Annotated in this window: 22 protein-coding genes and 1 pseudogene; 16 read left to right on the forward strand and 7 right to left on the reverse strand. The window is 59.2% G+C overall.

Annotated elements, in window-relative coordinates:
- Nucleotides 1-66: 66 nt before the first annotated feature.
- The 5 genes from AC4ANE_RS22075 to edd form a co-directional block, all read right to left on the reverse strand.
- A complete protein-coding gene (locus AC4ANE_RS22075) occupies nt 67-1,353 on the reverse strand; it encodes an ABC transporter substrate-binding protein (RefSeq protein WP_460408524.1) in 1,287 nt (428 codons plus the stop codon).
- Nucleotides 1,354-1,522: 169 nt separating this feature from the next.
- Nucleotides 1,523-2,929, reverse strand: coding sequence for an ATP-binding protein (locus AC4ANE_RS22080; protein ID WP_002552318.1), 1,407 nt, complete (start codon nt 2,927-2,929; stop codon nt 1,523-1,525).
- Between the two features lie 61 nt (nt 2,930-2,990).
- A complete protein-coding gene (locus tag AC4ANE_RS22085; RefSeq protein WP_002552317.1) occupies nt 2,991-3,728 on the reverse strand; it encodes a response regulator in 738 nt (245 codons plus the stop codon).
- Nucleotides 3,729-3,778: 50 nt separating this feature from the next.
- Complete coding sequence (locus AC4ANE_RS22090) at nt 3,779-4,744, reverse strand: glucokinase (protein ID WP_002552316.1); 966 nt, start codon at nt 4,742-4,744, stop codon at nt 3,779-3,781.
- Nucleotides 4,741-6,567: a phosphogluconate dehydratase gene (gene edd / locus AC4ANE_RS22095; RefSeq protein WP_002552315.1), complete on the reverse strand. Its 1,827-nt coding sequence runs from the start codon at nt 6,565-6,567 to the stop codon at nt 4,741-4,743. Before edd ends, AC4ANE_RS22090 begins: the two co-directional genes overlap by 4 nt.
- 219 nt (nt 6,568-6,786) lie before the next feature.
- Between edd and gap the strand changes: the two genes are divergently transcribed.
- From gap to AC4ANE_RS22170, 15 genes and pseudogenes are all read left to right on the forward strand, one after another.
- Entirely contained in the window at nt 6,787-7,788 is a 1,002-nt protein-coding gene (gene gap / locus AC4ANE_RS22100; protein ID WP_002552314.1) for a type I glyceraldehyde-3-phosphate dehydrogenase, read from the forward strand.
- Between the two features lie 113 nt (nt 7,789-7,901).
- Nucleotides 7,902-8,420 (forward strand): RNA polymerase sigma factor, encoded by a 519-nt coding sequence (locus AC4ANE_RS22105; RefSeq protein ID WP_002552313.1) that lies wholly within the window; start codon nt 7,902-7,904, stop codon nt 8,418-8,420.
- Nucleotides 8,421-8,479: 59 nt separating this feature from the next.
- On the forward strand, nt 8,480-9,445 hold the full coding sequence (locus AC4ANE_RS22110) for a FecR family protein (protein WP_002552312.1): 966 nt from the start codon (nt 8,480-8,482) through the stop codon (nt 9,443-9,445).
- 121 nt (nt 9,446-9,566) lie between these two features.
- Nucleotides 9,567-12,146 (forward strand): annotated as a pseudogene (locus tag AC4ANE_RS22115) (TonB-dependent receptor).
- A gap of 116 nt (nt 12,147-12,262) precedes the next feature.
- Nucleotides 12,263-12,877, forward strand: a complete 615-nt coding sequence (locus AC4ANE_RS22120; RefSeq protein ID WP_002552309.1) for a biliverdin-producing heme oxygenase — start codon at nt 12,263-12,265, stop codon at nt 12,875-12,877.
- Nucleotides 12,874-13,332, forward strand: coding sequence for a YbaN family protein (locus AC4ANE_RS22125; RefSeq protein WP_002552308.1), 459 nt, complete (start codon nt 12,874-12,876; stop codon nt 13,330-13,332). Before AC4ANE_RS22120 ends, AC4ANE_RS22125 begins: the two co-directional genes overlap by 4 nt.
- 98 nt (nt 13,333-13,430) lie before the next feature.
- A complete protein-coding gene (locus tag AC4ANE_RS22130) occupies nt 13,431-13,787 on the forward strand; it encodes a DUF5064 family protein (protein ID WP_002552307.1) in 357 nt (118 codons plus the stop codon).
- A gap of 286 nt (nt 13,788-14,073) precedes the next feature.
- Nucleotides 14,074-15,582, forward strand: coding sequence for a sigma-54-dependent transcriptional regulator (locus tag AC4ANE_RS22135; RefSeq protein WP_002552306.1), 1,509 nt, complete (start codon nt 14,074-14,076; stop codon nt 15,580-15,582).
- A 171-nt stretch (nt 15,583-15,753) separates the two neighbouring features.
- On the forward strand, nt 15,754-17,484 hold the full coding sequence (locus AC4ANE_RS22140) for a PAS domain-containing sensor histidine kinase (protein ID WP_031595943.1): 1,731 nt from the start codon (nt 15,754-15,756) through the stop codon (nt 17,482-17,484).
- Nucleotides 17,469-17,858 (forward strand): response regulator, encoded by a 390-nt coding sequence (locus AC4ANE_RS22145; protein ID WP_002552304.1) that lies wholly within the window; start codon nt 17,469-17,471, stop codon nt 17,856-17,858. The genes AC4ANE_RS22140 and AC4ANE_RS22145 overlap by 16 nt, the downstream gene beginning before the upstream one ends.
- Nucleotides 17,859-17,867: 9 nt before the next feature.
- Nucleotides 17,868-19,985, forward strand: a complete 2,118-nt coding sequence (locus tag AC4ANE_RS22150) for a putative bifunctional diguanylate cyclase/phosphodiesterase (protein WP_002552303.1) — start codon at nt 17,868-17,870, stop codon at nt 19,983-19,985.
- A gap of 87 nt (nt 19,986-20,072) precedes the next feature.
- The gene (locus AC4ANE_RS22155) at nt 20,073-20,822 is read left to right on the forward strand and encodes an efflux RND transporter periplasmic adaptor subunit (protein WP_031595942.1); all 750 of its coding nucleotides are present in this window, start codon (nt 20,073-20,075) and stop codon (nt 20,820-20,822) included.
- Nucleotides 20,819-22,141 (forward strand): efflux RND transporter periplasmic adaptor subunit, encoded by a 1,323-nt coding sequence (locus AC4ANE_RS22160; RefSeq protein ID WP_002552301.1) that lies wholly within the window; start codon nt 20,819-20,821, stop codon nt 22,139-22,141. The genes AC4ANE_RS22155 and AC4ANE_RS22160 overlap by 4 nt, the downstream gene beginning before the upstream one ends.
- The gene (locus tag AC4ANE_RS22165; RefSeq protein WP_002552300.1) at nt 22,141-24,237 is read left to right on the forward strand and encodes a site-2 protease family protein; all 2,097 of its coding nucleotides are present in this window, start codon (nt 22,141-22,143) and stop codon (nt 24,235-24,237) included. The genes AC4ANE_RS22160 and AC4ANE_RS22165 overlap by 1 nt, the downstream gene beginning before the upstream one ends.
- A gap of 29 nt (nt 24,238-24,266) precedes the next feature.
- Nucleotides 24,267-24,776, forward strand: a complete 510-nt coding sequence (locus tag AC4ANE_RS22170; protein ID WP_002552299.1) for a GNAT family N-acetyltransferase — start codon at nt 24,267-24,269, stop codon at nt 24,774-24,776.
- On the opposite strand, the gene AC4ANE_RS22175 is transcribed toward AC4ANE_RS22170, so the two are convergent.
- Nucleotides 24,777-25,088: a DUF6916 family protein gene (locus tag AC4ANE_RS22175; RefSeq protein ID WP_031595941.1), complete on the reverse strand. Its 312-nt coding sequence runs from the start codon at nt 25,086-25,088 to the stop codon at nt 24,777-24,779.
- Between the two features lie 54 nt (nt 25,089-25,142).
- Nucleotides 25,143-25,733: a phage tail protein gene (locus AC4ANE_RS22180; RefSeq protein ID WP_002552297.1), complete on the reverse strand. Its 591-nt coding sequence runs from the start codon at nt 25,731-25,733 to the stop codon at nt 25,143-25,145.
- A gap of 428 nt (nt 25,734-26,161) precedes the next feature.
- On the opposite strand from AC4ANE_RS22180, the gene AC4ANE_RS22185 reads away from it, so the two are divergent.
- The gene (locus AC4ANE_RS22185) at nt 26,162-26,998 is read left to right on the forward strand and encodes a sulfotransferase family protein (RefSeq protein WP_002552296.1); all 837 of its coding nucleotides are present in this window, start codon (nt 26,162-26,164) and stop codon (nt 26,996-26,998) included.
- Nucleotides 26,999-27,000: the final 2 nt, after the last annotated feature.

A 27,000-nucleotide genomic window follows, 5' to 3' on the forward strand; every position in this document is an offset into this window, starting at 1 on the left:
GCCGTGGGAGAAATCAACGACGGATTTCAACACCACGGACGGCGGTTACAGGCTATTAAAGACCAATCACTGGACTGATTTGACCGCGGTAGCGAGCTTCTTGGCTGTTTCTGCCGGGTCGGCTTTCGGGTCATTGATGTAGTTGGCGATCACGTCAAAGAAGGCACCCTGAACTGCCAGCGAAGTCGCCATGTTGTGCGCCATGCTTGGCTGAAGGCCACCGGTCTTCGCGTCGGCCAGGAAGTCCTTGGCAGCGGTCTGGGCGCAGGAATCAAAGCCATACTTGTCCATGTCGGCTAGCATGTCCTGGCGAACCGGGATCGAACCCTTGTTGATGCTGAAGACTTTCTGGAAGTCCTCACCCATCGCGACCTTGGCCAGGTCCTGCTGAGCGGCAGTGGTGCCTTTGTCTTTCTGCTTGAACACCGCCAGCGAGTCGATGTTGTAAGTGAATGCCTTGTCGGTACCCGGGAAGGCTACGCACTGGTAATCCTTGCCGGCGACTTTCTTGGCGGCGGTCCATTCGCTCTTGGCCCAGTCACCCATGATCTGCATGCCAGCCTTGCCGTTGATGACCTTGGCAGCTTCCAGGTTCCAGTCCTGGCCCTTGCCATCGACATCCATGTAGGTGGCGACCTTTTTCAGCTCAGTCAGCGACTTGACCATGCCCTCGCCGGTCAGTGCGCCTTTGTCGAGGTCGACCAGCGCCTTCTTGTAGCCATCAGCGCCCATGACCGACAGTACAACGGCTTCAAACACGGTACTGTCCTGCCAAGGCTGACCGCCGTGTGCCAACGGAATGAAACCGGCTTTTTTCAGCTTGTCGCCCGCAGCGTAGAATTCTTCTAGGGTGGTGGGAGCCTTGTCAATGCCAGCCTTCTTGAAAACTTCAGGGTTGATCCACAGCCAGTTGACGCGGTGGATGTTCACCGGCACGGCAACGTAATCGCCGTCATACTTAACGGTGTCGGAGACTTTCTTATCCAGCAGAGAGTCCCACTTCTCGGCTTTGGCGACGTCTTTCAACGCGTCAGTGTCGAGCAATCCCATTTTGGCCCAGTCCTGAATATCCGGTCCTTTGATCTGCGCAGCGCCGGGAGGGTTACTTGCCATTGCTCGGCTTTTAAGCACTGTCATGGCAGCGGCACCGCCGCCACCACTGATGCCATCGCCCTTCCAGGTAAAGCCGTCCTTTTCAACCTGAGCTTTCAGAACATCGACCGCAGCCTTTTCGCCACCCGACGTCCACCAGTGCACAACTTCTACAGTGCCTTTGGATTCAGCGGCAGTAGCGCTCAGAGGGAACAACGAAGCGAGAGAGATGACAACAGCGAGACGTGACATGGAATTCATCGAATTGACCTTTCTTGTTGTTATGCATGAGCAAGTCTGATGCTTGCGCTTCGTAGGAGTCTAACCAAGCCTGAAGCGCCGACAGTAACGAAGGGACGCGCGATTGTCACAGGATGGTGACAATTGAACTCCCGGTGCAATCGCTAGCTAAAAGCCACTGTGCAGCGCGTCATTCCGCAGTTCTCGGCAGGTACAACGTTACCCGCAACCCACCCTCACGCAGGTTCTGCAGGCTGACTTCGCCACCGTGACTGTGGGCAATGTTGCGCGCGATACCCAGGCCCAGACCGTAGCCCTGCTGCTGATTGCCTGCCAGACGGAAATGCGGTTCGAAAACGTGTTCGAGACGTTGTTCGGGCACACCAGGCCCTTCGTCATCCACATGCAGGACGAAAGCCGTGGCGTTATCCTCGACTTTCAGATGAGCGCGATGGCCATATTTAAGGGCATTGTCGATCAGGTTGCCCATACAGCGCCGCAGCGCCAACGGCTTGCCGGGATAGGCAGCCTGAGCCTCGCCTTGCTGCGTGACCCGCCCATTGCCGTCAGCAAGCAGCCAGGGCTCGACCAGGCAATCAAGCAGTGCATTGAGGTCCACCGGCTCGATGTTTTCATGAATATCGGTGTCCTTGACGCACTGCAGCGCGCCTTTGACCAGCAATTCCAGCTCGTCCAGATCGCGACTGAATTTACGCTGCAGGTGCTCATCTTCCAGCAGCTCGACACGCAACCGCAGCCGGGTGATGGGCGTGCGCAGATCATGCGAGATGGCACTGAACAACTGACCCCGTTCGGTCAGGTAGCGGCTGATACGGGTGCGCATGGCGTTGAACGCACGGCTGACCTCGATCACCTCGCTGCCGCCGCCCTCGACCACCGGCTCGACGTCCGCGCCCAGTGACATGTCCCGTGCGGCCCGCGCCAGGCGTTTGAGCGGCCGGCTCTGCCAATGCACCAGCAAACCGATGAACAACAGCAAAAACATGCTGGTCAGGACGATGAATGAAACCTGCTGAAGGGGCAGCTCCTGCTCCTCCAGCGAGGTGTATGGCTCAGGCAGCAGAGAGGCAATGTAGAACCATTCACCGGGCGCCATTTCGATTTGCGTGACCAGCACCGGCGGGTTCACCGGTTCAAGTGTCAGCGCGTAATGCGCCCAGGAACGCGGCAGTTCATCGAGCTTCAGGCCGCTGTTGAAAATGCGCAGTTCATCAGGCCGCGCAAACCACACGGTGATGTCCGGCCCATTGCCCAGACGCTGGCGCAATACCTCGCCCACCACGTCCAGCACCGCCTGTTTGCGAGGCGTGGGCTGCATGATCTGCATATCCAACGGGTGATCGTTGAGCGAGACGACGAAACGGGTGCCGCCCATACTGCGCAGTTGATCCAGCACCATGGGCCGGTAGGCCAGCGGCAATGAGCGAAAGTAACTGACACTGGCGGCCATCGAGTAAGCGAGGCTGCGCGCGCTGGTCACCAGCCCTTCGGTCTGTGTGGCGCGCAACTGTGACAGCCAGATCACACTGGACAGTGTCTGAGCCAGCAGAACCGCCAGTAACGTCAACAGCAGCATGCGCCCCAGCAATGAGCGCGGCAGTGGCAGGCCGGTTCTTTTCGCTCCTGCCACCGGCGAGTTAATAGCCGTTGCCCGCTTGCGAGTTGACGTTCGCGGCCAGCAGATAACCACTGCCGCGAATGGTACGGATCAGGCGCGGCGACTTGCCAGTATCGCGGAGACGCTGACGCAGCCGACTGACCGCCATGTCGACGATCCGCTCCAGCGGCATCAGCTCACGCCCGCGTGTGGCATTGCCGATAGTGTCGCGGTCGAGAATCTGCTGGGGGTTGTCGAGAAACAGCTTGAGCAGCGCAAAGTCGGCACCGGACAGAATCACTTCTTCGCCGTCATTGTGAAACAACCTGTGACTGACCATGTCCAGCCGCCATTCGTCGAACAGAATGACATCGCCGCCAGGACGCTCCTGACCGAACTGTGCGCGCCTCAACAGTGCCTTGATACGCGCTTGCAGCTCACGCGGGCTGAACGGCTTGCCCAGATAATCATCAGCGCCCAATTCCAGGCCGATGACCCGATCGGCTTCGTCCGAACTGGCGGTCAACATGATGATCGGCACATGCGGCTGGCGCGGATGCTGACGGATCCATTTGCACAGACTGAAACCGTCTTCATGGGGCAGCATCACATCAAGGATCAGCAAATCACTGGGTTCTTCGTTGAAGGCGCGGCGAAAATCAGCGCCATCACCCACCGTGCGCACCTGAAAACCGGCACGACTCAGGTAGGTGTCAAGCAACTCGCGAATCTCCTGATCGTCATCCACCAGCAGGATCGATTTACTGACTGAACTCAAATTGAGGCGTCCTTGTTTGACGGTGAATCTTTGTTGTTATGGGATGCTGCTCAGATCTGCGAACCGAAGGCCTGTTGCAGAGCGACGCCTGAGCCCATCAGGCCAGGGTACTCGGCGGTCACCAGCCAGACCGGCAGGTTCTTGAAATAGTCGCTCATCACGCCCTTCTCGGCCATGGCGCGCTTGAAACCGCTGTTGATGAAGAACTCAGTGAAGCGCGGCACCACGCCGCCAACAATGTACACGCCGCCCAGGCTGCCCAGGGTCAGCACATTGTTGCCCACCACCCTGCCGAGAAACACACAGAACTGCTCCAGCACGGCTGCGGCTACCGGGTCGCCCGCCAGCGCTGCCGAGGTGACAGCCGCAGGCGACTTGAGCACTGGCTCGATATCGTCCAGGGCGCAACTGACCTGATAGAGCAACAGCAAGCCCGCGCCACTGAGTACCACTTCAGCGCTGACATGCTCATGCTCAGCCATCAGGCGTGTCCATAACAGGGCCTCGCGTGCGGTGCCGATTGGCAGGTCAGCATGCCCGCCCTCGCCCGGCAGCGCCAGCCAGCGACTGCCGTCAAGCTTGATCAGCGTACCGATGCCCAGCCCGGTACCCGGCCCGACCACCACACGCGGCCGATCAGGCTTGCCAGCGCCAGGGCAAACCGTCAGGTATTCATCTTCCTTGAGCCGGGTCATGCCCAGCGCCATGGCGGTGAAGTCGTTGATCAGCAGCAGGTGATCGACTTTCAGGTCGGCGCAAAATGCCTCACGGCTCAACTGCCAGTGGCTGTTGGTGAACTGGAAAAAATCGCCATCCACCGGTCCGGCCACGGCAAGGCATACGTGGCTGATATCACCGCGCTGCAATTCAAGGTCCTGCAGATAGACTTCGATGGCCTTTTCCGGGCCGGCATAGTCAATGGTCGGGAATACCCGGACAGAATGCAGCGTGTCGTCTTCCCAAATGGCAAAACGTGCATTGGTACCGCCTATATCACCGACCAGGGCCAACTTCACTTGAGCGTCTCCAGACTAGAAGTAAAGGCGCTGGCACCCTGCTCTGCGGAGCTGAAGGCCATGCGCATGAATCCAAAGAGCTCGCGGCCACAGCCGACACTGTTGTCGATCTGGTTGATAGCCGGTTCTCTGGCGGCCAATTCTGACGCTTCGACCAGAACTTGTAACGTGCCTTTTACGCCATCCACACGGATCACATCACCATCGCGCACCAGTGCCAACGGGCCACCATCAAACGCTTCAGGGCAGACATGAATGGCCGCCGGGATCTTGCCCGACGCGCCCGACATGCGTCCGTCGGTGACCAGCGCCACCTTGAAACCACGGTCCTGCAGAACACCCAGAAACGGCGTCATCTTGTGCAACTCGGGCATGCCGTTGCAGCGCGGCCCCTGGAAGCGCATCACGGCGACGAAATCGCACTCCAGTTCACCGGCCTTGAACGCATCGGCCAGCTCCTTCTGATCCTGAAAGACCTTGGCTGGCGCTTCGACGATCTGATGCTCCGGGGCCACTGCGGAGACTTTCATCACACCACGGCCCAGGTTGCCCTCCATGACCCGCAGACCACCTTCCGGCGAGAACGGACGGGCGACCGGACGCAAAATGTTTTCATCAAGGCTTTCAAGCGGTCCTTCGCGCCAGACCAGCTTGCCATCCTCCAGGAATGGCTCTTTGGTGTAGCGGCTCAAGCCGTAACCGGCCACGGTATTGACGTTTTCGTGCAACAAACCGGCAGCCAGCAACTCACGGATCAGGAACGACATGCCGCCAGCCGCCTGGAAGTGGTTGATATCGGCTTTGCCGTTGGGGTAGACGTGACTCAGGGTTGGCACCACTTCCGACAGGTCGGCCATGTCCTGCCAGGTCAGTTGAATGCCCGCGGCCTGGGCAATCGCCGGCATGTGCAGCGTGTGGTTGGTCGAGCCGCCAGTGGCGTGCAGGGCAACGATGGAGTTGACCAGCGAGCGCTCGTCGACGATTTCGCCGATCGGCATGAAGCTGCCGCTTTGCATGGTCAGACGCGTCACCTGGCGAGCTGCTTCGGCGGTCAGTGCATCGCGCAGTGGTGTGTAGGGATTGACGAACGAGGCACCGGGAAGGTGCATGCCCATGACTTCCATCAATAACTGATTGGTGTTGGCGGTACCGTAGAAGGTGCAGGTTCCCGGACCGTGATAGGACTTCATTTCCGAGTCGAGCAACTCTTCACGGCTGGCCTTGCCTTCCGCGTAACGCTGCCGTACGTCGGCTTTTTCCTTGTTGGAGATACCTGAAACCATCGGTCCGCCCGGCACGAAGATGGTCGGCAGATGACCAAAACGCAGTGCGCCCATCATCAAGCCAGGGACGATCTTGTCGCAGATACCCAGCATCATCGCGGCGTCGAACATATTGTGTGACAAAGCAACTGCCGTGGACATGGCAATCACTTCGCGACTGGCAATGGCCAGCTCCATACCCGGTTCACCCTGGGTCACGCCATCGCACATGGCAGGCACGCCGCCGGCAAACTGACCGACCGAACCAATGTCACGTAAAGCCTGTTTGATCTGGGCAGGAAAGTGTTCGTAGGGTTGATGCGCCGAGAGCATCTCGTTGTAGGAGGAGACGATTGCCACGTTGGCGGCGTTCATCAGACGCAGGCTTTGCTTGTCTTCTGGCCCGCAGGCAGCGACGCCGTGAGCAAAGTTGGCACATTGAAGCTTGCCGCGCATCGGGCCATCGCTCGCTGCGCCGCGAATCAATTGAAGGTAGCGCTGACGGGTATCGCGACTGCGGGCGATGAGTCGCTCGGTTACTTCAAGGACGCGGGGATGCATGTGATGAACTCCAGGCTAACGTCTAAGGTCACCCGTAAAGACGGTTCCGGTTTTCGAGCAGTGACGGGCGGGGAGCAGAACCCTGATCTCGATCAACCGGGAGGGCCTTTCAGGCTTGTAGTTGTAGATAAAACAAAATATTGCCACTAAAAAGGCTTGTTTTCTATTTCTATGAGAATAATCTTGTAATTCCAACAACAAATTCAGAAGGACGGCTGTATGACTCTTCGTATCGCAATCAACGGTTTTGGCCGCATCGGCCGCAACGTCCTACGCGCACTGTATACCCAAGGCTACCGCCAGGACCTGCAGGTCGTCGCCATCAACGATCTTGGCGACAGCGAAATGAACGCACACCTGCTGCGCTTCGACACCGTACACGGCCCTTTCAGCGGCACGGTCGAGTGCGACAAGGATAGCCTGACCGTCAATGGTGACCGTATTTCGGTCAGTGCCATTCGCAATCCGGCCGAGCTGCCGTGGAAGGCGCAGGACATTGATGTAGTGTTCGAGTGCACCGGCCTGTTCACCAGCCGTGACAAGGCCGCAGCGCACCTTACTGCCGGTGCCCGCAAGGTCATTATCTCCGCCCCGGCCAGCGGTGCCGATGCCACCATCGTCTATGGTGTCAACCACGACACGCTGCGTCAGTCGCACCAGATCATCTCCAGTGCATCCTGCACCACCAATTGCCTGGCCCCGGTCGCCCAGGTACTGCACCGTGAACTGGGGATCGAAAATGGCCTGATGACCACCATCCATGCCTACACCAACGACCAGAACCTGATCGATGTCTATCACACCGATCCGTACCGCGCCCGCTCGGCGACGCAGTCGATGATCCCGAGTAAGACCGGCGCTGCCGAAGCAGTGGGCCTGGTACTGCCGGAGCTGGCAGGCAAACTCACCGGCATGGCGGTACGCGTACCGGTCATCAACGTTTCGCTGGTCGACCTGACCGTGACCCTGAAGCGCGAAACCACAGTCGATGAAGTCAACGCGCTGCTGAAAGAAGCCAGCCAGCATTCCAAGGTGCTGGGCTACAACGCCCTGCCGCTGGTTTCCCACGACTTCAATCACAACCCGTTGTCGTCGATTTTCGACGCCAATCACACCAAGGTCAGTGGCAAGTTGCTCAAGGTACTGTCGTGGTACGACAACGAATGGGCGTTCTCCAATCGCATGCTCGACAACTGCCTGGCGCTGCACAACGCCGAGTAAATTCAGCGTCGCAGTGGGCAGCAGCGTAAGATAATTATTTACAGATGCAGGCTTGACCCGACCAAAAGATGAGAAGCATTATCATTTGCTCACATCTCTGGTCGGGCCTCTCTGTGTCGCAGTCACGCTTCAACGATGTCTTTCTGGCCCAGCGCCCGGTTCTGCTACGCACCCTGCAACGCATGGTCGGCAACCAAAACGCTGCCGAAGACCTGCTTCAGGAAACCTGGCTGCGCGTCAGCCGTGCATTGACCGAACACCCCGTCGACCACCTTGAACCCTTCGTCTTTCAGACCGCCCGCAACCTGGCGCTGGATCATTTGCGTGCGCGGCGTATTCATGGCCGGACCATGCTCGAAGATGTCTCACCCGCCCAACTCGAAAGCGTCGTAGCCCAGATGGGCTCGCCTGAGGACGCTGCGCATGCCAAGCGCCTGCTTGAAAACCTGAGTGCCAGCCTGAGTACGTTGAGCCCGCGTCAGCAGAAAATCTTTACCCTCAGCCGCCTCGATGGCCGCAGTTATCTGGAAATCGCCGAGCAGCTTCAGGTCTCCGCCAGTACTGTCCAGAAAGAACTGAAACTGATCATGGCCATCTGCGTAGGCGTCCTCTCAAGACTTGACCCGCCCTGAACCCTGCCGCACGCTGCCAGACTCTTATCGATACAGTTTCAGGATTGCCGAGGAACACTGTGGCCCCGAGAACCGAACGCCCGCACGCGATTGCGCAGGACGTGTTGAGCAATGCTGCAATGGATCAGGCACTGACCTGGCTGGTCGAACTGGAAGGCGCAGACGCCACCCGGCTTGCCCGTTTTCAGGAATGGCTGAACGCCGATCCGGAACACGCACGCGCCTTCGATAAGGCCCGGACACTCTGGAATTCACAGCCGGTTCAGCACGCCGCCGAAAGCATCGCGCAACCCCGCAAGCCATCGGCGTGGCAACGTGTCCGTGCGCAATGGAAACCTCTCGCCACTGCAGCGGTGTTGCTGTTGGGGCTGTTCAGTTTCAGCAATCTGCCGCTGCGCCTTCAGGCCGATCACCTGACGATAGTGGGTGAGCGCCAGCGCCTGGAACTGGCAGACGGCTCGAAAGTGCTGCTCAACACCGACTCGGCGTTCTCCAGTCAGGTAGGTGAACAGCGGCGCTCTGCTCGCATGCTGCAAGGCGAAGCATTCTTCGATGTCAGTTCCAGAGCGGGCGTGCCACTGGAAATCGAAGCCGGACCGGTGCGCATGAGTGCCAACAGCACCGAATTTTCCGTGCGTTATCTGAACGGCGTTGCCCAGGTAAAAGTGCAGCGCGGCGCTGTCGACGTGCGTGCCACACGCGGCGACTCCAGCGTCAGCCTGGGGGCCGGAGAAAGCGTTCGCGTGGGGCCTGCTGGCTTCGGGCATCGTGAAAAGCTTGACCCGGTCAGGGATTTCGCTTGGGTGCAGGGTCGACTGATCTTCGACAACCGTCCGCTGAGCGAAGTGCTGACCGAGCTGCGTCGTTACTATCCCGGCTGGATCATCAACACCAACCCGCAACTGGATCGTGTGGCGGTGACCGGAAACTATCGCCTGGACAACCCGCTCGACGTGGTGCGGTCGCTGGCACAGATCACCTCGGCAAGCCTTCACGAAATGCCCGCGCTGGTGATTCTCAACTGAAGAAAAGTTTTTTTACTCGATAGCGACTGCCCGTTCGTCTAGCTATAGCCAATGCAACTGATTCTCATTTTGAAACGGTTTGTAAACACTATAACGAGCAACACCCCAGGGAGCGCTACCGATGTCATCCACGTTCACGCCTGCCGCCCAACCATGCGTACGGCTCACGCTATCTCTGCTGACACTTGCAGTGCTGGGCGCCAGTCTACAGACGGTCAACGCCAGTGCTGCCAGTGAAAGCACCCAGGCGGCACGTTCGGCAGGCACCTACAACTTCTCGATTGGCCAGCAATCGCTGGTGTCGGCACTCAATGAATTCAGCCGCATCACCGGCTGGCAGGTGGGCGTGTCATCGGATCTCGCGCAAAACGTCACCTCCCAGGGTGCCCGCGGCAACCTGAGACCTGCGCAGGCGCTGGACACCCTGCTGGCCGGCAGCTCGCTGAGCTATCGCAATCTGGGTAACAACAATGTAGTGCTGGAAAGGCGCACCGCAACCGTCGGCGTCATGGCCCTCGATCAGATCACCGTCAGCGCCACGCGTCAGGCACAGGATGTCGCCACGGTACCAAGCACCGTCAGCGTGCATTCCCGTGAAGAACTGGACCGCAGCAACGTCAACACCATCCGTGATCTGGTGCGCTACGAGCCGGGGGTTTCGGTGGGCGGCGCAGGCCAGCGCGCAGGCACAACCGGCTATAACATCCGCGGCATTGACGGCAACCGGATACTGACTCAGGTCGATGGCGTGGAAGTCCCCGACAGCTTTTTCACCGGTCCTTATGCGCAGACCCATCGCAACTATGTCGACCCGGAGATCGTCAAGCGCGTGGAAATCCTCCGCGGTCCGGCCTCGGCCCTGTACGGCAGCAGCGCAATTGGTGGGGTGGTCAGTTATTACACGCTGGACCCGGATGACATCATCAAGCCCGGCAAGGATGTCGGCGCACGCCTCAAGACCGGTTACAGCTCGGCAGACGAAAGCTGGTTGAACTCGGCCACTGTCGCAGGCCGTCAGGGCGAGTTTGACGGCTTGCTGCACGTGAGCCAGCGCAATGGTCATGAGACCGAATCCTATGGCGAAACAGGTGGCACAGGCCTGAGCCGCACCGAAGCCAACCCTGAGGATGCGCGCAGCACCAACGTGCTGGCCAAGCTGGGCTGGAATTATACCGACGGTTCGCGTCTGGCTCTGGCCTACGAAAAGTACAAGGACGACCGCGACAGCAACCTGAAAAGCGCAGTAGGCGGGCCGTTCACCAACGGCAGCGGGCTGGGCATGTATCAATCGCGCGAGGGTAACGACACCATCACCCGCGAGCGCTTCGGGGTCGAAAACAGCTTCGCCGTCGATAGCCTGCTGGTCGACAACCTCAAGTGGAGCCTGAATTACCAGACCGCAAAGACTGATCAAAACACCCGGGAGCGGTACTTTCCGTTTTCCCGAGATGTCATTCGTGATCGCGACACGCACTATCAGGAAAAGCAGTGGGTATTCGATGCCCAACTGGACAAGGCATTCTCTATCGCCAGCACGGACCATGTGCTGACCTACGGTACGACGGTAAAGCAGCAGAAAGTCACCGGGCTGCGCAGCGGCAGCGGGACCTGTGCACGCGTATTCGGCTCCTGCCGCGTGGTCGGTGCAGACAGCCCGAGCGACCGTCTGGCCGCGACGAGCGATTTCCCGGACCCGACCATCACCAGCTATGCGCTGTTCGCCCAGGATCAGATCAGTTGGAACGACTGGACCTTCATGCCCGGCGTGCGTTATGACCACACCACACTCGACCCGAAGTTCACGCCAGAATTTCTCAGGTCGGTCAGCCTGGCCGACCCAGGTCAGGGCAACGACGAAACGCGGACATGGCATCGCTTGTCGCCCAAGTTCGGTGTGACTTATGCATTCAGCGACGCCTACACCTGGTACGGCCAGTATGCCGAAGGTTTCCGCACACCGTCGGCCAAGTCACTTTATGGACGCTTCGAAAACCCGACGGCAGGCTACGTGGTTGAGCCCAATCCGAACCTGGAGCCGGAAACCAGCAAAAGCTATGAAACCGGTTTACGCGGTCGCTTCGAAGCGGGCTCGTTCGACATCGCGGTGTTCTACAACAAATACCGTGACTTCATCAACGAGGACGCCATCACCCCCGGTTACAGCGAACTCACGTTCCAGTCCAACAACATCAAGCACGCAACCATGAAGGGCGCGGAATTCAAAGGGCGCATCAATCTCGACAGCATCGGTGCGCCAAACGGTCTCTACAGCCAGGCATCGGTTGCCTACGTGCAGGGCCGCAACAACGATACAGGCGAGCCAATCAACAGCGTCAACCCGCTGACCGGTGTGATCGGCCTGGGCTATGACCAGAATGACTACGGCGGCCTGCTGAGCTGGACGCTGGTCAAGCGCAAGAATCGCGTGGATGACAGCAATTTCCACACGCCGGACGGCACCTCCAGTCAATTCAAGACCCCGGGCTACGGCATTCTGGACCTGAGCGGCTACTACTAGGTCAGCAACGATGTGACCGTCAATGCGGGTCTGTACAACCTGACCGACAAGAAATACTGGCGCTGGGATGATGTGCGCGGCTACGACGGCGTGGGCGAAGCTGGTGTGACGGCGCCCGCTAATCTGGATCGCCTGACCCAACCGGGACGCAACTTCAGCGTCAACGTGGTGTGGGACATATGAACCCGAAAGTAGCGTAAAGCCCGTCGCCGAGCACATCGGCGGCAGGCTTTTTTACGCTTTCGGGTGCAGCTATTCGTCTATTCAACAAGCCCCCTTTTTCAGCAAGGAAGAACTCGATGACCCTTGATCAGAACCGACCGACTCTGCGTTCGCAACGCCTGAATCAGATTACCCACGCGCCGCACGAACAGCTCGACAAGGCGGTCAAGGCACATGCGCCGTTTGAAACCTTGGCCAGCTACGCTCGCTTCGTGGTTGCTCAATACCTTTTTCAGACGGAACTGCAAAGCCTGTACAACGAGCCTGCGCTAGGGGCGATCATCAACGACCTGCCGGCCCGCTGCCGCGCAGAACAGGCCGGGGCGGATCTTGCCGACCTGAACATGGATCTTCCCCTGCCGGTGGCTGGCGCAGTACAAACGCCGAGCACCGCAGAAGCGCTCGGCTGGCTATTTGTTTCCGAAGGTTCCAAGCTGGGTGCTGCATTCCTGATCAAACGTGCTGAAGCCTTGAACCTGAGCCACAGCTTTGGTGCCCGGCATCTGAGCGAGCCTGCCGGAGGCCGCGCAGCAGGCTGGAAGACCTTTGTCAGGACGCTTGACGAGCTGTCGCTGACCGCCGAGCAGGAAGCAGCACTTGATCGAGGCGCCATTGCCGCATTCGAGCGTTTCAATGTCCTGCTGCAACACGCCTACGCCGATGCCCCGGTTGCAGACATGGCACAGGCATGAAAAAGCGCCCGGTGCTGTTAAGCTGGCCGGGCTCCCCGAACCTGCCTGTAGAGACCATGACGTACAAACCACCCGGCTCAAAACTCTCGCGCCTTTTATACGGCATCCTCGCCTATGTCGCCCTCGGCATCGGCATTGTCGCGATCTTCATTCCCGGCTTGCCGACCACCGAGTTCATTCTGCTGGCGGCCTGGGCGGCGACACGCAGCTCGCCGCGTCTGAATGCCTGGCTGGAAAACCATCGTGTGTTCGGCCCGATTCTGCACAACTGGCGCAACGGCAGACTGGTCGCCCGCAAGGCCAAGATCAGCGCCACCATCAGCATGCTGGTCTGCGCCGTGGTGATGCTGAGCCTGATCGGCCACGCCTGGTGGCTTTATCTGGCTCTTACCGGTATGGCGCTGGGTAATCTGTGGATATGGTCGAGGCCGGAACCGGACAAGATCGATCGTTGAGCGCAGGCATGATGCGAGCGGCACCCTGCACGAGGCTGAACCGTCCGGTCGCGAGGAGTGTCAGACTGAACACACTCAACACTTGATGGAGTCACTTCATGTACGAGCCAGGCCATCTGCACCTCACCCACGTGGCGCTTCAACCGTCGGATATCAGCTACGACATCCACTTGCGCTACAACGTGGAGGAAGATCCCAAGCAAGGCACGTCCATGCACTTCACCATGCAGGGCGAAATCAACGGCAAGCCGTTCGAAGAGCAGTTCCAACTGCCCCGTGACCTCGCCTTCAACTTCGCCCATGACGCCAGTCGCATCGCGATCAGACACGGCTTGCCCAACTCGGCCGCACTGCCCATCGCCCAGCACAAGGACTACGACCGAATGTTCGCGGACATTCGCGACAAACTCCACGCCAAATCAGGCGACCCGGTCAAGCCGGAGCATCTGGAGTAAGCGCCAGGCTCCTCTTGGCAACGGGAGCACGAGGTCCGGAGAACACTCTCGTGCCCATGCTCCGCGTGGGCATGCCGTTCCGGACGCTCTGCGTCCTCTCCTGAATAAACAGCGTGGCGTAAATCCATGACGCAGAGCGTCAAGAAGGGCATTCCCACGCTGGAGCGTGAGGAACGATAGTTGCCCGGGAGAACACTATCGTGCTCATGCCCACCACCGGATTTCACCAAACCTGCCGCTACAAGGCATACTTGCCGCCTTCTAATCCGCGAACCGTCAACGCCTCATGCGCATCCATGTCAGCTTCATCGACCGCGTCGGTATCACCCAGGAAGTGCTGGCGATCCTGGGTGGACGCAATCTGAATCTGGATGCCGTGGAGATGGTACCGCCCAATGTCTATATCGACGCGCCGACCCTCAGCCACCAGATGCTCGAAGAACTCAAGGACGCGCTGTTTCGGGTTCGTGGGGTAGAAGCAATCACTGTGGTCGACATCCTGCCGGGTCAGCGCCGCCATCTGCAACTGGACGCGCTGCTCGCCGCCATGACCGACCCGGTACTGGCACTGGACAGCGCCGGGCATGTGCTGCTGGCCAATCCCGCGTTGATCGCACTGATCGGCCGGGAACCTGCGGGCGAACCCATTGCTGAACTGTTCGCCGACCCCGGTCTGCAAGCAGCATTGCTGGAAAACAGCTTTCGACTGCCACTGCGCGAAATCACCCTCAACGGTGAAGCGCTGTTGCTGGATGCCACCCCGATCACCGAGGCGGGTGCGCTGATTACCCTGTACCTGCCCAGCCGTATCGGTGAGCGCCTGTCGGCGCTGCATCACGATCACGCCGAAGGTTTCGATTCGCTGCTCGGCGAGTCAGCCGCAATCCGCACCCTCAAGGCGCGCGCGCAACGTGTGGCGGCGCTGGATGCACCGTTGCTGATTCAAGGTGAGACCGGCACCGGTAAAGAACTGGTAGCGCGGGCTTGCCACGCCAGCAGCGCGCGTCACGGCGAGCCATTCCTGGCACTGAACTGCGCGGCGCTGCCGGAAAACCTGGCTGAAAGCGAACTGTTCGGTTATGCCCCGGGCGCCTTCACCGGTGCCCAGCGCGGTGGCAAGCCGGGGCTGATGGAACTGGCCAATCAGGGCACCGTGTTTCTTGATGAAATCGGCGAAATGTCGCCTTATCTGCAAGCCAAACTGCTGCGCTTTCTCAACGATGGCAGCTTCCGGCGTGTCGGTGGAGACCGGGAGGTCAGGGTCAATGTGCGTATCCTCAGCGCTACCCACCGCGATCTGGAAAAAATGGTCAGCGAAGGCACTTTCCGTGAAGACCTTTTCTACCGCCTCAACGTCCTCAATCTCGAGGTACCGCCGCTGCGCGAACGCGGGCAGGACATTCTGCTGCTGGCCCGCTACTTCATGGAACAGGCCTGCGCGCAGATTCAGCGTCCAGTGTGCAGGCTTGCGCACGGCACCTACCCTGCTCTGCTGGGCAATCGCTGGCCGGGCAATGTTCGTCAATTGCAGAACGTGATTTTCCGTGCTGCCGCCATCTGCGAACACACTCAAGTGGATATAGGCGATCTGGATATCGCAGGCACTGCAGTTGCGCATCCGCACGACAGCCCCGTGGACAGCCTCGAACATGCCGTCGAGGCATTTGAAAGAAATCTGCTGGAAAAACTCTACGCAGACTACCCATCTACCCGTCAGTTGGCCGCGCGTCTGCATACATCGCACACCGCCATCGCTCATCGACTGCGAAAATATGGAATACCGGGCAAGCGCTAATCTATTGACGCCATTTATCGAAAATATATTCCGAAAAGATTCATTTAATAACTAATCTGCCGATACTGATCTGGTATGGTCCACAAACCTCTTATCATCCATTTGAGTGGATGTCCGTAAGTGTGATTACGGCCGTAATGGCAGAAAGGTCAGGTAGTACCGGGAAGTGATATGTCAACCCCGCCAGCAGACCGCCCGCTTGCCGACTCTCAGTCTCGTGCTGAAAAAATCGTCGAATCTCGCCGTCAGAAAATCCTGCTCAAAACCGGCGCGCTGCAGGACGCGATTTTCAACAGCGCCTACTTCTCCAGCATCGCGACCGACGAACACGGCGTCATCCAGATATTCAACGTGGGTGCCGAACGCATGCTCGGTTACCACTCCGAAGATGTGGTCGACAAAATCACGCCGGCAGATATCTCCGACCCCGCCGAGCTGATCATCCGCGCGGCAGCGCTCAGCCATGAACTGAACACGCCCATCACGCCGGGCTTTGAGGCACTGGTATTCAAGGCTTCGCGTGGCATCGAAGACATCTACGAATTGACCTACATCCGCAAGGACGGCAGCCGCTTGTCGGCCATGGTGTCGGTCACTTCACTGCGAGACAGCGCCGAAACCATCATTGGTTATCTACTGATCGGCATCGACAACACCGCGCGCAAGCAGGAAGAGGAAGCCCAGGCTCTACTGGACCAGCGGTTGCGTGACCAGCAGTTCTACACCCGCTCGCTGATCGAATCGAACATCGACGCGCTGATGATGACCGACCCGCAAGGCATCATTTCCGACGTCAACAAGCAGATGATGGCGCTGACCGCGCGCACCCGTGATGAGTTGATCGGCGCGCCCTGCAAAAACTTCTTCACAGACCCGGCGAGTGCAGATGCCGCGATCAAACGCGTGCTCAGCGAACATAAGGTCAGCGACTACGAACTCACCGTGCGTGCCTACGACGGCACCGAAACCGTGGTGTCCTACAACGCTGCGACTTTTCATGACCGGGACCGCAAGCTCAAGGGTGTCTTCGCTGCCGCCCGGGACGTGACCGAGCGCAAGCGCTTCGAACGCACGCTGGAAGAAAAAAACGTCGAGCTGGAACACGCCAGCCATATGAAGTCCGAGTTCCTTGCCACCATGTCCCACGAGTTGCGCACACCGCTGAACGCCGTCATCGGTTTTTCCGAGGCGCTCAAGGACGGTATGGTCGGCAACATGACCGATGCCCAGCGACGGTACATCGGCGATATCTTCAACAGCGGCCAGCATCTGCTCTCGCTGATTAACGACATTCTCGACCTGTCCAAGGTCGAAGCCGGAATGATGACGCTGGAGCTTGAACCGGTCGATCTGGACGAATTGCTGAGCAACAGCCTGCTGATCGTTCGCGAGCAAGCCGCCCTGCAACGCATCCAGTTGAAACTGGAAACCGAAGCCGACTTCGGTCTGCTTGAGCTGGATCGGCGCAAGACCAAGCAGATTGTCTACAATTTGCTGGCCAACGCAGTGAAATTCAGCGAACCCGGCGGCTGGGTGACGCTGGCAGTGCGCCAAGTGTCATTTGCCCGGACAGGCGTCATCGAGGGTGACTGGCCAGCACACACGTTTCCATTGCCTTCCGGTGACTACGAGCAGTTTCTGGAACTGAGCGTAAGCGACACAGGAATCGGTATCGCCCAAAGCGATATGAACAAACTGTTCAAAGCCTTCAGTCAGATCGACAGTGGTCTGGCACGCAAATTCGAGGGCACCGGACTGGGCCTGGCGATGGTCAAGCAGCTGACCGAACTGCATGGCGGCTGCGTCGCGGTCGCAAGCGTCAAGGACCTCGGCGCACGCTTTGTGGTCTGGCTGCCCATCCGCCCGCCTGAATGCGAGGAGGCACGATGGCCCAGATCCTGATCATTGAAGACAATGCGGCGAATATGCGCCTGACGAAGCTGTTATTGACCAGCGCCGGTCACAGCGTACTGTCGGCAGTCGATGCTGAAACAGGCCTGAAACTGGCCCGTGAGCGTCAGCCCGACCTGATTCTGATGGATATTCACCTGCCGGAAATGGACGGCCTGAGTGCCACCGCGCTGTTGAAGAAAGACGCCGGCACAGCCGCGATCCCGGTGGTCGCCTTGACCGCAATGGCCATGAAGGAAGACAAGGAAAAGATCCGTCTGGCGGGCTGCAACGCTTACATCATCAAACCATTGCGCTACAAGGAGCTGTACCGGGTTATTGACACCCTGCTGGAAAAAAAACTGCCTCAACAGCCAATTACCTGAGCATTCGATATGACCCAGAGCGCCGCAACCATCCTGATTATCGATGACGATGTCCATGTCCGGGACCTGCTGGAGGTTCTGCTGCAGAATCAGGGTTATCGGACGCTGACTGCGGAATCGGGCGAGCTGGGGCTGGCCATGGTCGAACTACAAGCGCCTGACCTGATCCTGCTGGACATCATGATGCCGGGCATGGACGGTTACGAAGTCGCCAGTCAGCTCAAGGCCAGCAAGAGCACCGCCAATATACCGATCATCATGCTCTCGGCACTCGACGAGCAAAGTGCGCGTTTGTCAGGGCTGGAAGCCGGTGCCGAGGAATACCTCAACAAACCGGTGGACAGCGCCGAGCTATGGTTACGTGTGCGTAACCTGCTGCGCCTCAAGGCGTTTGGCGACTACCTGAAAAACCACAGCCTGATCCTCGAAGACCAGTTGCAGCAGCGCACCATTGATCTCGAGCGCTTTCGCACGGTGATGGACGCTTCCGAAGACGCGATTTTCCTGATCAACCGCAACACCATGAGCCTGATCGAATTCAACCGCCGCGCCTGCCAATTGCTCGGCTACACCGCCGAGGAGCTTTCACACAAGACGCCTGCCGAACTGGGCGAAACGTCCATGGAGCAGCTTGAGGTCGTGTACGACCAGATCATCGCCGGCAAAGGCCCCAGCGAACCACTGGAAACCCAGATTCGCGACAAGAGCGGACGCGATGTCGAGGTAGAGATCCATCGCCAGGCCTATCGTACCGGCGAGGACTGGGTCATCGTCGGCATCGTCCGCGACATCACCCGGCGCAAGGAAAGCGATCAGCGCCTGCTGACCATGGCCCACTACGACGCACTGACCGGCCTGCCCAATCGGGACCTGTTTTTTACCAGCCTGCAAATGGGCGTGACCCAGGCGGCCATCAGCCGCTGGAAGCTGGCGGCACTGACGGTGAATCTGGATGGCTTCAAGAACATCAACGAAACCTGGGGGCATGTACTGGGCGACGAGGTGCTGCTGGAAGTCAGCCACCGCCTGTCGGAGTGCCTCAACGCCAGCGACACCCTTGGCCGTGTGGATGGCGATCAGTTTGCACTGATTCTGATGCTTCGTGACGGCCAGGCCGATACCCGCCAGACACTGGACCGCATTCGCAACGCATTGCGCGTGCCTTTTCAGTTGGAAGGCCAGAGTATCGTCATGACCGCCAGTATCGGCATCGCACTTTATCCGGAGGACGGCGAAGACTCTCGCGAGCTGATCAAACACGCCTACACCGCAATGAACAGTGCTAAAAAAATAGGCCCGGACACCTATCGGTTCTATACCGCGCAGATGAACGCTGACGTCTCGGCACGCCTGGACCTCGAAGCGGCCTTGCGTGACGCCGTGCAAAAACAGGCGTTCGAGATTGTCTACCAGCCTAAACTCAACCTGGCTGAAAACCAGGTATGCGGGCTTGAAGCCTTGCTGCGCTGGCCGCGCCCTGGTCAGTCAGGCATTTCGCCCGCCGTATTCGTTCCGGTGCTGGAAAGTCTGGGGTTGATCGGTGAAGTCGGCAACTGGGTCGTCGACAGCGTTTGCGCGCAGATTGCGCGCTGGCAACGTTCCGGGCTGGGCTCTTTTCAGGTGGCAGTCAACATCTCCGGGCAGCAGATTTCCAGCAGCAGTCTGGTGGCCGACATTCGTCAGGCACTTGAGAAACACAAGGTTGCGCCGCAGTGGCTGGAGGTCGAACTGACGGAAAGCTCGTTGATGGAAAACACCTCTCACACCATCGCTACCCTGGGTGCGCTACGCGCCAATGGCGTGAGTATTTCCATCGACGATTTCGGCACCGGCTATTCAAGTCTGGCCTACTTGCGCCGATTCCCTATCGACAAGCTTAAAATCGATATCGCATTCATTCGCGAAGTGACCAGCAACCCACAGGACGCGGCCATTGCCAGAGCCATCATTGAACTGGCTCACAGCCTCGACCTGAAGGTTATCGCCGAAGGTGTGGAAACACCCGAGCAACTGGCGTTTCTGCGTGAAAACCATTGCGATCAAATCCAGGGTTACCTGATCAGCAAGCCGCTGCCACTTGGAGAGCTCGAGGTCTTTCTTCGATCACCGGCAAGCCGCGTCGGGTGACACAGCATAGTCGGCACAGGAGCTGCCGATCATGCCATTTTTGAAGGAGTTCGCTGCATGCGGTGTTTGCCAGCTGTACTTTTAGGGATGCTAAGTGTAGCGGGGCTGGCTCAGGCGCAAACGCCGAGCGATGCCGGACTGATCGAGGACAACGCAGCAGCCAGTACACCCACCTCGTCCAGCGAAGCGCGGGGCGTATTGCGCGCAACCAATCAGGCTGTCCTCGCCAGCGAGTTGTCCGGCCGTATTACTGACCTGCCTTTCCAGGAAGGCGAGTCTTTCAACAAAGGCGATACCCTCGCCCGCTTTGACTGTTCGGCCTACCAGGCTCAGCTCAATGCCGCGCAGGCAGCCAGCCGTGGTGCCAGCGAGGAACTGGCGCACAACCGGCAACTGGCGGCGCTCAACTCGGTGGGTCGTTTCGAGGTGGCACGTGCCGAGGCAAAGCTTTCCGAAACTCAGGCGCAGTCTGGCGTCTATCAGGTACAGATCAAGCGCTGCAGCGTGGTTGCGCCCTACGACGGGCAAGTCGTCGAGCGCAAGGTGAAACGTTACGAGAGTGTCGCAGCCGGTACGCCGATGCTCGAAATCGTCGACAACCGCACGCTGGAAATTCACCTGCTGGTGCCCTCGCGCTGGATGAGCAGACTCAAGCCCGGACAAACCTTCAGCTTCGTTCCCGACGAGACCGGTCAGCCGCTGACCGCCACCGTCAAGCGCCTCGGTGCGCGTATCGATGAAGGCAGCCAGACATTGCTGCTGATCGCCAGCCTGCCCAAAGCGGAGGGCCTGCTGGGAGGCATGAACGGTACTGCACATTTTGCGGAGCTCAAGTGAACGCCCCCGCATCCGGCGCGGTTGAACGGGTTTTCGCGCAGTTTCTCGACCTTGAACGGCTGACCCGCGCCGCACCTGCGATAGATCAACTGGCGTACAGCCTGGTCAACGACAGCCAGGGGTTGTTCGGCTATCGCCACGCAGCGCTGGTGATCGCCGGCAAGGTGCGCTCAGTGACGGGAGTCAGCATCATCGAACCCAATGCGCCGTTCGTGGCCTTTGTCGAACATGCCGTCGGCCAGTTGCTGAAACTGGAGCAGGTCAAACCGGCGCGCGTCGTGCACATGGATTCACTCAGTGCATCGGTACGCGATGACTGGAACAGCCTGTCGGCACCGCATGTTTTCTGGCTGCCGCTGCAAGACCGTAAAGGTGAGGTGTTTGGCGGCCTGTGGCTGGCCCGCGACACGCCGTGGACACCCGCAGAGCAAATCCTGCTGGCACAACTGGGCGATACCTGCAGCCATGCCTGGCTCGCCTTGCAGCCCGGAAAACCGTGGCGCTTGCGTTTCAACCGCAAGCGTCAGGCCTTGCTGGTGATGCTGGCGCTGCTGTGCCTGATGATTCCGGTGCGTCAGTCGGTACTGGCACCCGCCGAAGTCGTACCGCTGGGCGGACGCGTGGTGGCTGCGCCGCTGGATGGCGTGGTGGCCGAGTTTCTGGTCAAGCCCAATCAGGTCGTCAAGACCGGGGACCTGCTGCTGCGTTTCGAGAACACTACCCTCAAGGCTCAGGCTGATGTAGCCGAACGGGCACTGGGCGTTGCCGAAGCGGAACTGAAAGCCAACTCGCAGCGCTCTTTCGCCGATGCCGAATCCAGTTCACGAATCGACCTGCTGGCGGCCCGTGTCGAGCAGAAGCGTGCCGAGCGCGATTATGCCCGTGAACTGCTTAAACGCAGTGAAGTGCGCGCCGAACGCGACGGTATCGCGGTATTTGCCGATGCCCAGCGCTGGCTCGGCAAGCCGGTGCAGACCGGCGAGCGTCTGCTGGAAATTGCCGACCCGACTCAGGCCGAGCTGCGCATCGAGCTGGCAGTTGGCGACGCCATCGCCCTGCAACCGGATGCCGAAATCGCATTGTTTCTGGACAGCGACCCGCTGCAACGGCATGCCGCCCGCCTTGAGCGAGCAGCCTATGAGGCCCAGCCCACTCCCGGCGGGCAGCTGGCGTATCGTCTGGATGCCAGCTTTCTCGATTCGCCGCCACCCCGGATCGGGCTGCGTGGCACAGCCAAGGTATTCGGCGACCGTGCTCCACTGGCGCTGTACCTGCTGCGTCGCCCTCTTGCCGGCCTGCGTCAAAGTGTAGGCCTGTAATGAACCTGCCCAACCTGCGTGCAGATTTGCAGCTTACACCTGCCGCCCCAGCCCTTGACGGTTCGCCACGCTGGACCTTGGCCGACCCGGTGCGCGGTCGCTATTTCAAGCTTGGCACCCAGGCCATTCGCCTGTTGCGTCATTGGGCGCTGGGTGATGCTTCACAGGTGCTGCAAGCGGCCAACCGCGAGCCGGGCCTGCCGTTGGGCGACACCGAGATTGACGAGTTGCTGCGTTTCTTGCGCGGCCATGACCTGATCGCAGCGCGCGACCCGGAACAGCGCGCCAGCTACGCCTACAAGGCCGCAGCGGCACGTCATGGGCTGTGGCAGATGCTCTTGCATCAATATCTGTTCTTCCGGATTCCGCTCTGGCGTCCTGACGCATTTCTAAACCGCGTCTGGCCGTGGCTGGCGCGCTATGGCTCAGGATTACTGCGCTACGGGCTGCCGCTCACGCTGGGGCTGGGAATTTTTCTGGTAGCCCGGGACTGGCAACGCTTCATCGGGACCTTTCCCCACCTGTTCAGCCTGGGTGGCGCGCTGGCATTCGGTATAGCGCTGTTTTTCGCCAAACTCTGCCATGAGTTCGGCCACGCATTCATGGCCAAGCGTGCCGGATGCCGGGTACAGAGCATGGGCGTGGCGTTCATGGTCCTGTTGCCGTTGTTCTATACCGATGTCAGCGATGCCTGGCGGGTCAACGATCGCCGCGCCCGACTGCTGATCGGCGCGGGTGGCGTGCTGGCGGAAATGCTGCTGGCATGTATCGCCTTGCTGGCCTGGTCACTGCTGCCCGACGGACCGGCGCGCACCGCAGCATTCATGCTCGCCAGCGCGACGTGGCTGACCACTGTGGTGGTCAACCTCAACCCGTTCATGCGCTTTGATGGTTACTTTCTGATCAGCGATTTTTGGGAAGTCGACAATCTTCAGGGCCGGGCTTTTGCCCTGTGTCGCTGGCGACTGCGCGAGGCGCTGTTCGGCTACGGCCTTCCCGCACCGGAGCCGTGGTCAGCGGCCATGCAGCGTCGTCTGCTGTGGTGGGGGTATCTGTCCTGGTTGTGGCGTGCAGCATTGTTTTTTGGCATCGCGCTGGCGGTCTACCATCTGTTTTTCAAGTTGCTGGGGATTTTCCTGATGCTGGTGGAGTTGGGCTGGTTCATTTTCCTGCCGATTTTCAAGGAATGTCGCCACTGGTGGTCATACCGCGAACAGGCGTACGCACCCCGTGTGCTGCTCAGTGCGACAGGCTTGCTGGCACTGCTCTTGTTGCTCATCGTGCCGTGGCACAGCAGTGTCGAGTTGCCGGTCATGCTTGAAGCAGAAAGCGTGACGGCCATTCATGCCCCGGCCGCTGCGAGAGTCAGGCAGGTCAATGTGCACGACGGCCAGAAGGTCGAACAAGGCGCCGTGCTGATGGAACTGGAATCTCCGGATATCGACTCGCGGCAAAGTATCGTGCGCCGTGAAATCAACATTTTGCAGTTGCAGATGCGCCGTCAGGCGGGCCGCAGCGAGACCGCCGCCGATGCCGGGATTCTCGAACAGCGTCTGGCCGAAGCCGTTGCCGAGTATCGCGGCCTGGCTGCACAACGCGAACGTCTGCTGTTACGCGCTCCCAAGGCCGGGCAGGTGCGCGACCTGCTGCCCCAGTTGAGCGAAGGTCGCTGGGTTTCAACCAGAGACCCGCTGTTGAGGATTGTCGAGGAAGGCACGCGAATTCGCGGTTACGTGGCCGAGAACGCGCTGTGGCGTATCGCACCTGGTGATCGCGGACGCTTTATTGCCGATGATCCGATGCGTGAGTCGCTGCTCGTGGAGCTTCAGGAAGTCGATGCCAACGGCGTGGCGTGGCTGGATCAAGAGGCGTTGAGTTCCGATCACCACGGACCGATTGCCGTGCGGCGCGACGAAAATCAGCGCGCCGAACCGGTACAGGGCCAGTATGGTGTACGCCTTAGACTGGTCGACAATACCGCAGCACCGTCTCAGCCTTTGCGCGGCGTCGCGGTGCTGGACGGTCGTAGTGAATCCCTGCTGGGCGCAACCTGGCGCAGGCTTGCCGCTCTTGGAGTGCGTGAAAGCGGGTTCTGAAGCTGACACATGGACAGAGGACAGCCCTGATGACAAAAAAACCTTTCGCCAACCTCGACGGACTGGTTGTAAGGCCATCGAGAGAAACCGACACTGCCTTTCTGCAGATGCTCTACCACTCGGCGCGGCCCGATCTGCAATTGATCGACGGCGAACGCGATCAGGTTGAAGACGTCATCGCCCAGCAGTTTCGCGTGCAGGATCTAGGGCAGGGAGAAAACTTCCCCAACGCCATGCGCTACGTGATTGAAAAGCTCGGCACGCCCATCGGTGCGCTGGTCACAGATTTCGGACACAACGAGATACGCGTGCTGTATCTGGCGTTCATTCCGGCAGCGCGCGGCAAGGGCTACGGGCGCAACGTTTTGCAGGGTGTGCAGCAGGCCGCCGAACAGATCCGCTGCCCGGTGGCAACAGTGGTCTGGGCCAACAACCCGCATGCTCGCCAGCAATATCTGGCGCTGGGGTTTCAGGTTGAAGAGCAGGATGTGGCAGCGGCGAGACTGATCTGGTATCCAGGCCAGACCGCTGCCTTTTGATCAGTTGAAGCTTATGCAGTAGTAGGCCAGGTTCTCGTCGCGGCCCATGGCGGGAACACGAGAGACGAACACATTCTGTAGCAGGCCCAGCTCCGGCAGTTCGATAGCACAGGCCCCATCGACAAACTCGCTGGGCTCAAGTGACTCAAGTAAAACGTTGAACGGCATACGCTGTTGCCGGGCGGCTCGTGCCTGCGGTTTTTCGGCCACTGAGGCGACATGCACAGGCAACTGGCTGCCGTCGCTCATTTGCAACTGGCAGGTATTACCCAGCAGGCTCTGGAAGTGTTCAACGGTAACGTCTTGCAGCATGACGCATCTCCAGTGAAATGAGTGGGAAGAGCCCGTCCCTGGACTCGTGTCAGATCAGTCCCTGGTAGGGAAAAGACCCTGCAGGGCGATACTGAAGTTCACCACCAGGAACGGGTTCATGCTGTCGATAGGCAGGCTGCCTCCGACGGGCTGCATGGTTCCGGTGATGGCGGTACTGACGCCCTTCTGCACGACAGGTGCGGTGCCTGCATTGGGCGAAAAGATATTGGCGGAGGTCGGTCCGCTAGTGGAAGCGCCTATGAACGCATTGTCTGTGGTGGGCGCGATGGTCGCCCCGGTCACTGCCGGGTTGGCCAATGTGATGGTGGTGTTTGCGGTCAGCGTGCTCATCTGGTGCACGTGTGCAGGCATGTTGGCGATGGCCACAGTGACCTTCTCAACACCCGATACAGAGCCGATCACCCGGTTGGTGAGGTTGACCCCGGTCCCCTGATTTATCGGCACCCGGCCTTGAAGATTGGGCAACATGAAGTTCTGCGAGGGATTCCCTCCATAAATGACGCCCAATAGTGCGTACAAGGCGTTGTACTGACTGATGTTCAATGTTTGTCCATTGCATTGCATCCAGCCAGCAGGCGCAAACGGAAAGCCAAACGTCATGATCGAACCCATAAAAACTTCCATACACCCTCATCCTTCTTCTATGTCATGGGAAACTTCGATCCACCGGAGCACGGTCCACAGGTGGCAGGTGGCAGGTGGCAGGTGGCAGGTGGCAGGTGGCAGGTGGCAGGTGGCAGGTGGCAGGTGGCAGGATAGAAGCGTAGACGCAGTTTTCAGTGTGTAAATGTTTTTGCAAATGACCGTTATCCGTCGCACATCCAGTGACATTCAACAGTCGTTGTCGGAAAGTTCACTACCGCTCATCTGATACTCATCATTCTTTCATCGGGAAAACCCTAATAAAACCGGGAGGGAGAACGCTGCATCAGCTTTTTTACCCCTCCCATCCCTCAAGACATGCTGGCTCCTGTCGAACTACTGGCATATGAATGCACTTTGTTACGTAGTTCACACACTCGTATAAACAGTTGTTTTTCCGGGGCGCATGGATGCAAAAATTCCACTTCATTGCAGGTTTGCCACGATCGGGCTCCACCCTGCTATCAGCCATTCTCCTGCAAAACCCGCGCTTTCATGCGGGTATGAGCAGCCCGGTTGGCTCTCTTTTCTCCAGTATTCTTGGCCAGTGCAGCGCTGGCAGTGAATTCTCCTCAGTGATCAACACCGATGTGCGTCGTCGCTTGTTGCGCGGTGTTTTCGAGTCCTACTACGCCGACAAGGCCGCTAAAGACGTGGTGTTCGATACAAACCGTGGCTGGTGTTCACGCCTGCCCGCGCTCATGGACCTGTTCCCGCAAAGCAAAGTGATTGCCTGCGTGCGTAACGTCGCCTGGGTCATGGACAGTATCGAGCGTTTGTACCGCGCCAACCCTTTTGAAAACACCAAGCTGTTCAACGATGACGTGGAACGCAATACGGTCTACAGCCGGGTCGAGACGCTGGCGCAGCGCAATCGTCTGGTGGGCTTTGCCTGGGCATCGCTCAAGGAAGCCTATTACGGCGAGCATGCCGACTCGATTCTGTTGATCGATTACGAACTGCTGTCCCAGGCCCCGGAACGGGTCATACGGCTGGTCTACGACTTCATCGAAGAACCGTGGTTTGAACACGACTTCAACAACCTCGCCTATGACGCCCCGCAGTTCGACGATGCGCTGGGCGTATCAGGCTTGCACAAGGTCAAGCCGCGCGTTGCGCTGGAGCAAAGGCCCACCATCCTGCCGCCCGACCTGTTCGAGCAGTATTCAAAGTTGTCGTTCTGGAATGACGGGTCTGCCAGCGCAGCCAATGTCATCCGCATGAAATCAGACGCCGCCGTTAACTGACT

Source organism: Pseudomonas sp. Pme6b, assembly GCF_058129925.1.

What these genes read in the sequence shown, in the direction of transcription:
- AC4ANE_RS22075 (WP_460408524.1), bottom strand. Translation starts at nt 1,353, where the DNA reads ATGAATTCCATGTCACGTCTCGCTGTTGTCATCTCTCTCGCTTCGTTG.
- AC4ANE_RS22080 (WP_002552318.1), bottom strand. Translation starts at nt 2,929, where the DNA reads ATGCTGCTGTTGACGTTACTGGCGGTTCTGCTGGCTCAGACACTGTCC.
- edd (WP_002552315.1), bottom strand. Translation starts at nt 6,567, where the DNA reads ATGCATCCCCGCGTCCTTGAAGTAACCGAGCGACTCATCGCCCGCAGT.
- gap (WP_002552314.1), top strand. Translation starts at nt 6,787, where the DNA reads ATGACTCTTCGTATCGCAATCAACGGTTTTGGCCGCATCGGCCGCAAC.
- AC4ANE_RS22120 (WP_002552309.1), top strand. Translation starts at nt 12,263, where the DNA reads ATGACCCTTGATCAGAACCGACCGACTCTGCGTTCGCAACGCCTGAAT.
- AC4ANE_RS22125 (WP_002552308.1), top strand. Translation starts at nt 12,874, where the DNA reads ATGAAAAAGCGCCCGGTGCTGTTAAGCTGGCCGGGCTCCCCGAACCTG.
- AC4ANE_RS22130 (WP_002552307.1), top strand. Translation starts at nt 13,431, where the DNA reads ATGTACGAGCCAGGCCATCTGCACCTCACCCACGTGGCGCTTCAACCG.
- AC4ANE_RS22135 (WP_002552306.1), top strand. Translation starts at nt 14,074, where the DNA reads ATGCGCATCCATGTCAGCTTCATCGACCGCGTCGGTATCACCCAGGAA.
- AC4ANE_RS22140 (WP_031595943.1), top strand. Translation starts at nt 15,754, where the DNA reads ATGTCAACCCCGCCAGCAGACCGCCCGCTTGCCGACTCTCAGTCTCGT.
- AC4ANE_RS22145 (WP_002552304.1), top strand. Translation starts at nt 17,469, where the DNA reads ATGGCCCAGATCCTGATCATTGAAGACAATGCGGCGAATATGCGCCTG.
- AC4ANE_RS22150 (WP_002552303.1), top strand. Translation starts at nt 17,868, where the DNA reads ATGACCCAGAGCGCCGCAACCATCCTGATTATCGATGACGATGTCCAT.
- AC4ANE_RS22155 (WP_031595942.1), top strand. Translation starts at nt 20,073, where the DNA reads ATGCTAAGTGTAGCGGGGCTGGCTCAGGCGCAAACGCCGAGCGATGCC.
- AC4ANE_RS22165 (WP_002552300.1), top strand. Translation starts at nt 22,141, where the DNA reads ATGAACCTGCCCAACCTGCGTGCAGATTTGCAGCTTACACCTGCCGCC.
- AC4ANE_RS22170 (WP_002552299.1), top strand. Translation starts at nt 24,267, where the DNA reads ATGACAAAAAAACCTTTCGCCAACCTCGACGGACTGGTTGTAAGGCCA.
- AC4ANE_RS22175 (WP_031595941.1), bottom strand. Translation starts at nt 25,088, where the DNA reads ATGCTGCAAGACGTTACCGTTGAACACTTCCAGAGCCTGCTGGGTAAT.
- AC4ANE_RS22180 (WP_002552297.1), bottom strand. Translation starts at nt 25,733, where the DNA reads ATGGAAGTTTTTATGGGTTCGATCATGACGTTTGGCTTTCCGTTTGCG.
- AC4ANE_RS22185 (WP_002552296.1), top strand. Translation starts at nt 26,162, where the DNA reads ATGCAAAAATTCCACTTCATTGCAGGTTTGCCACGATCGGGCTCCACC.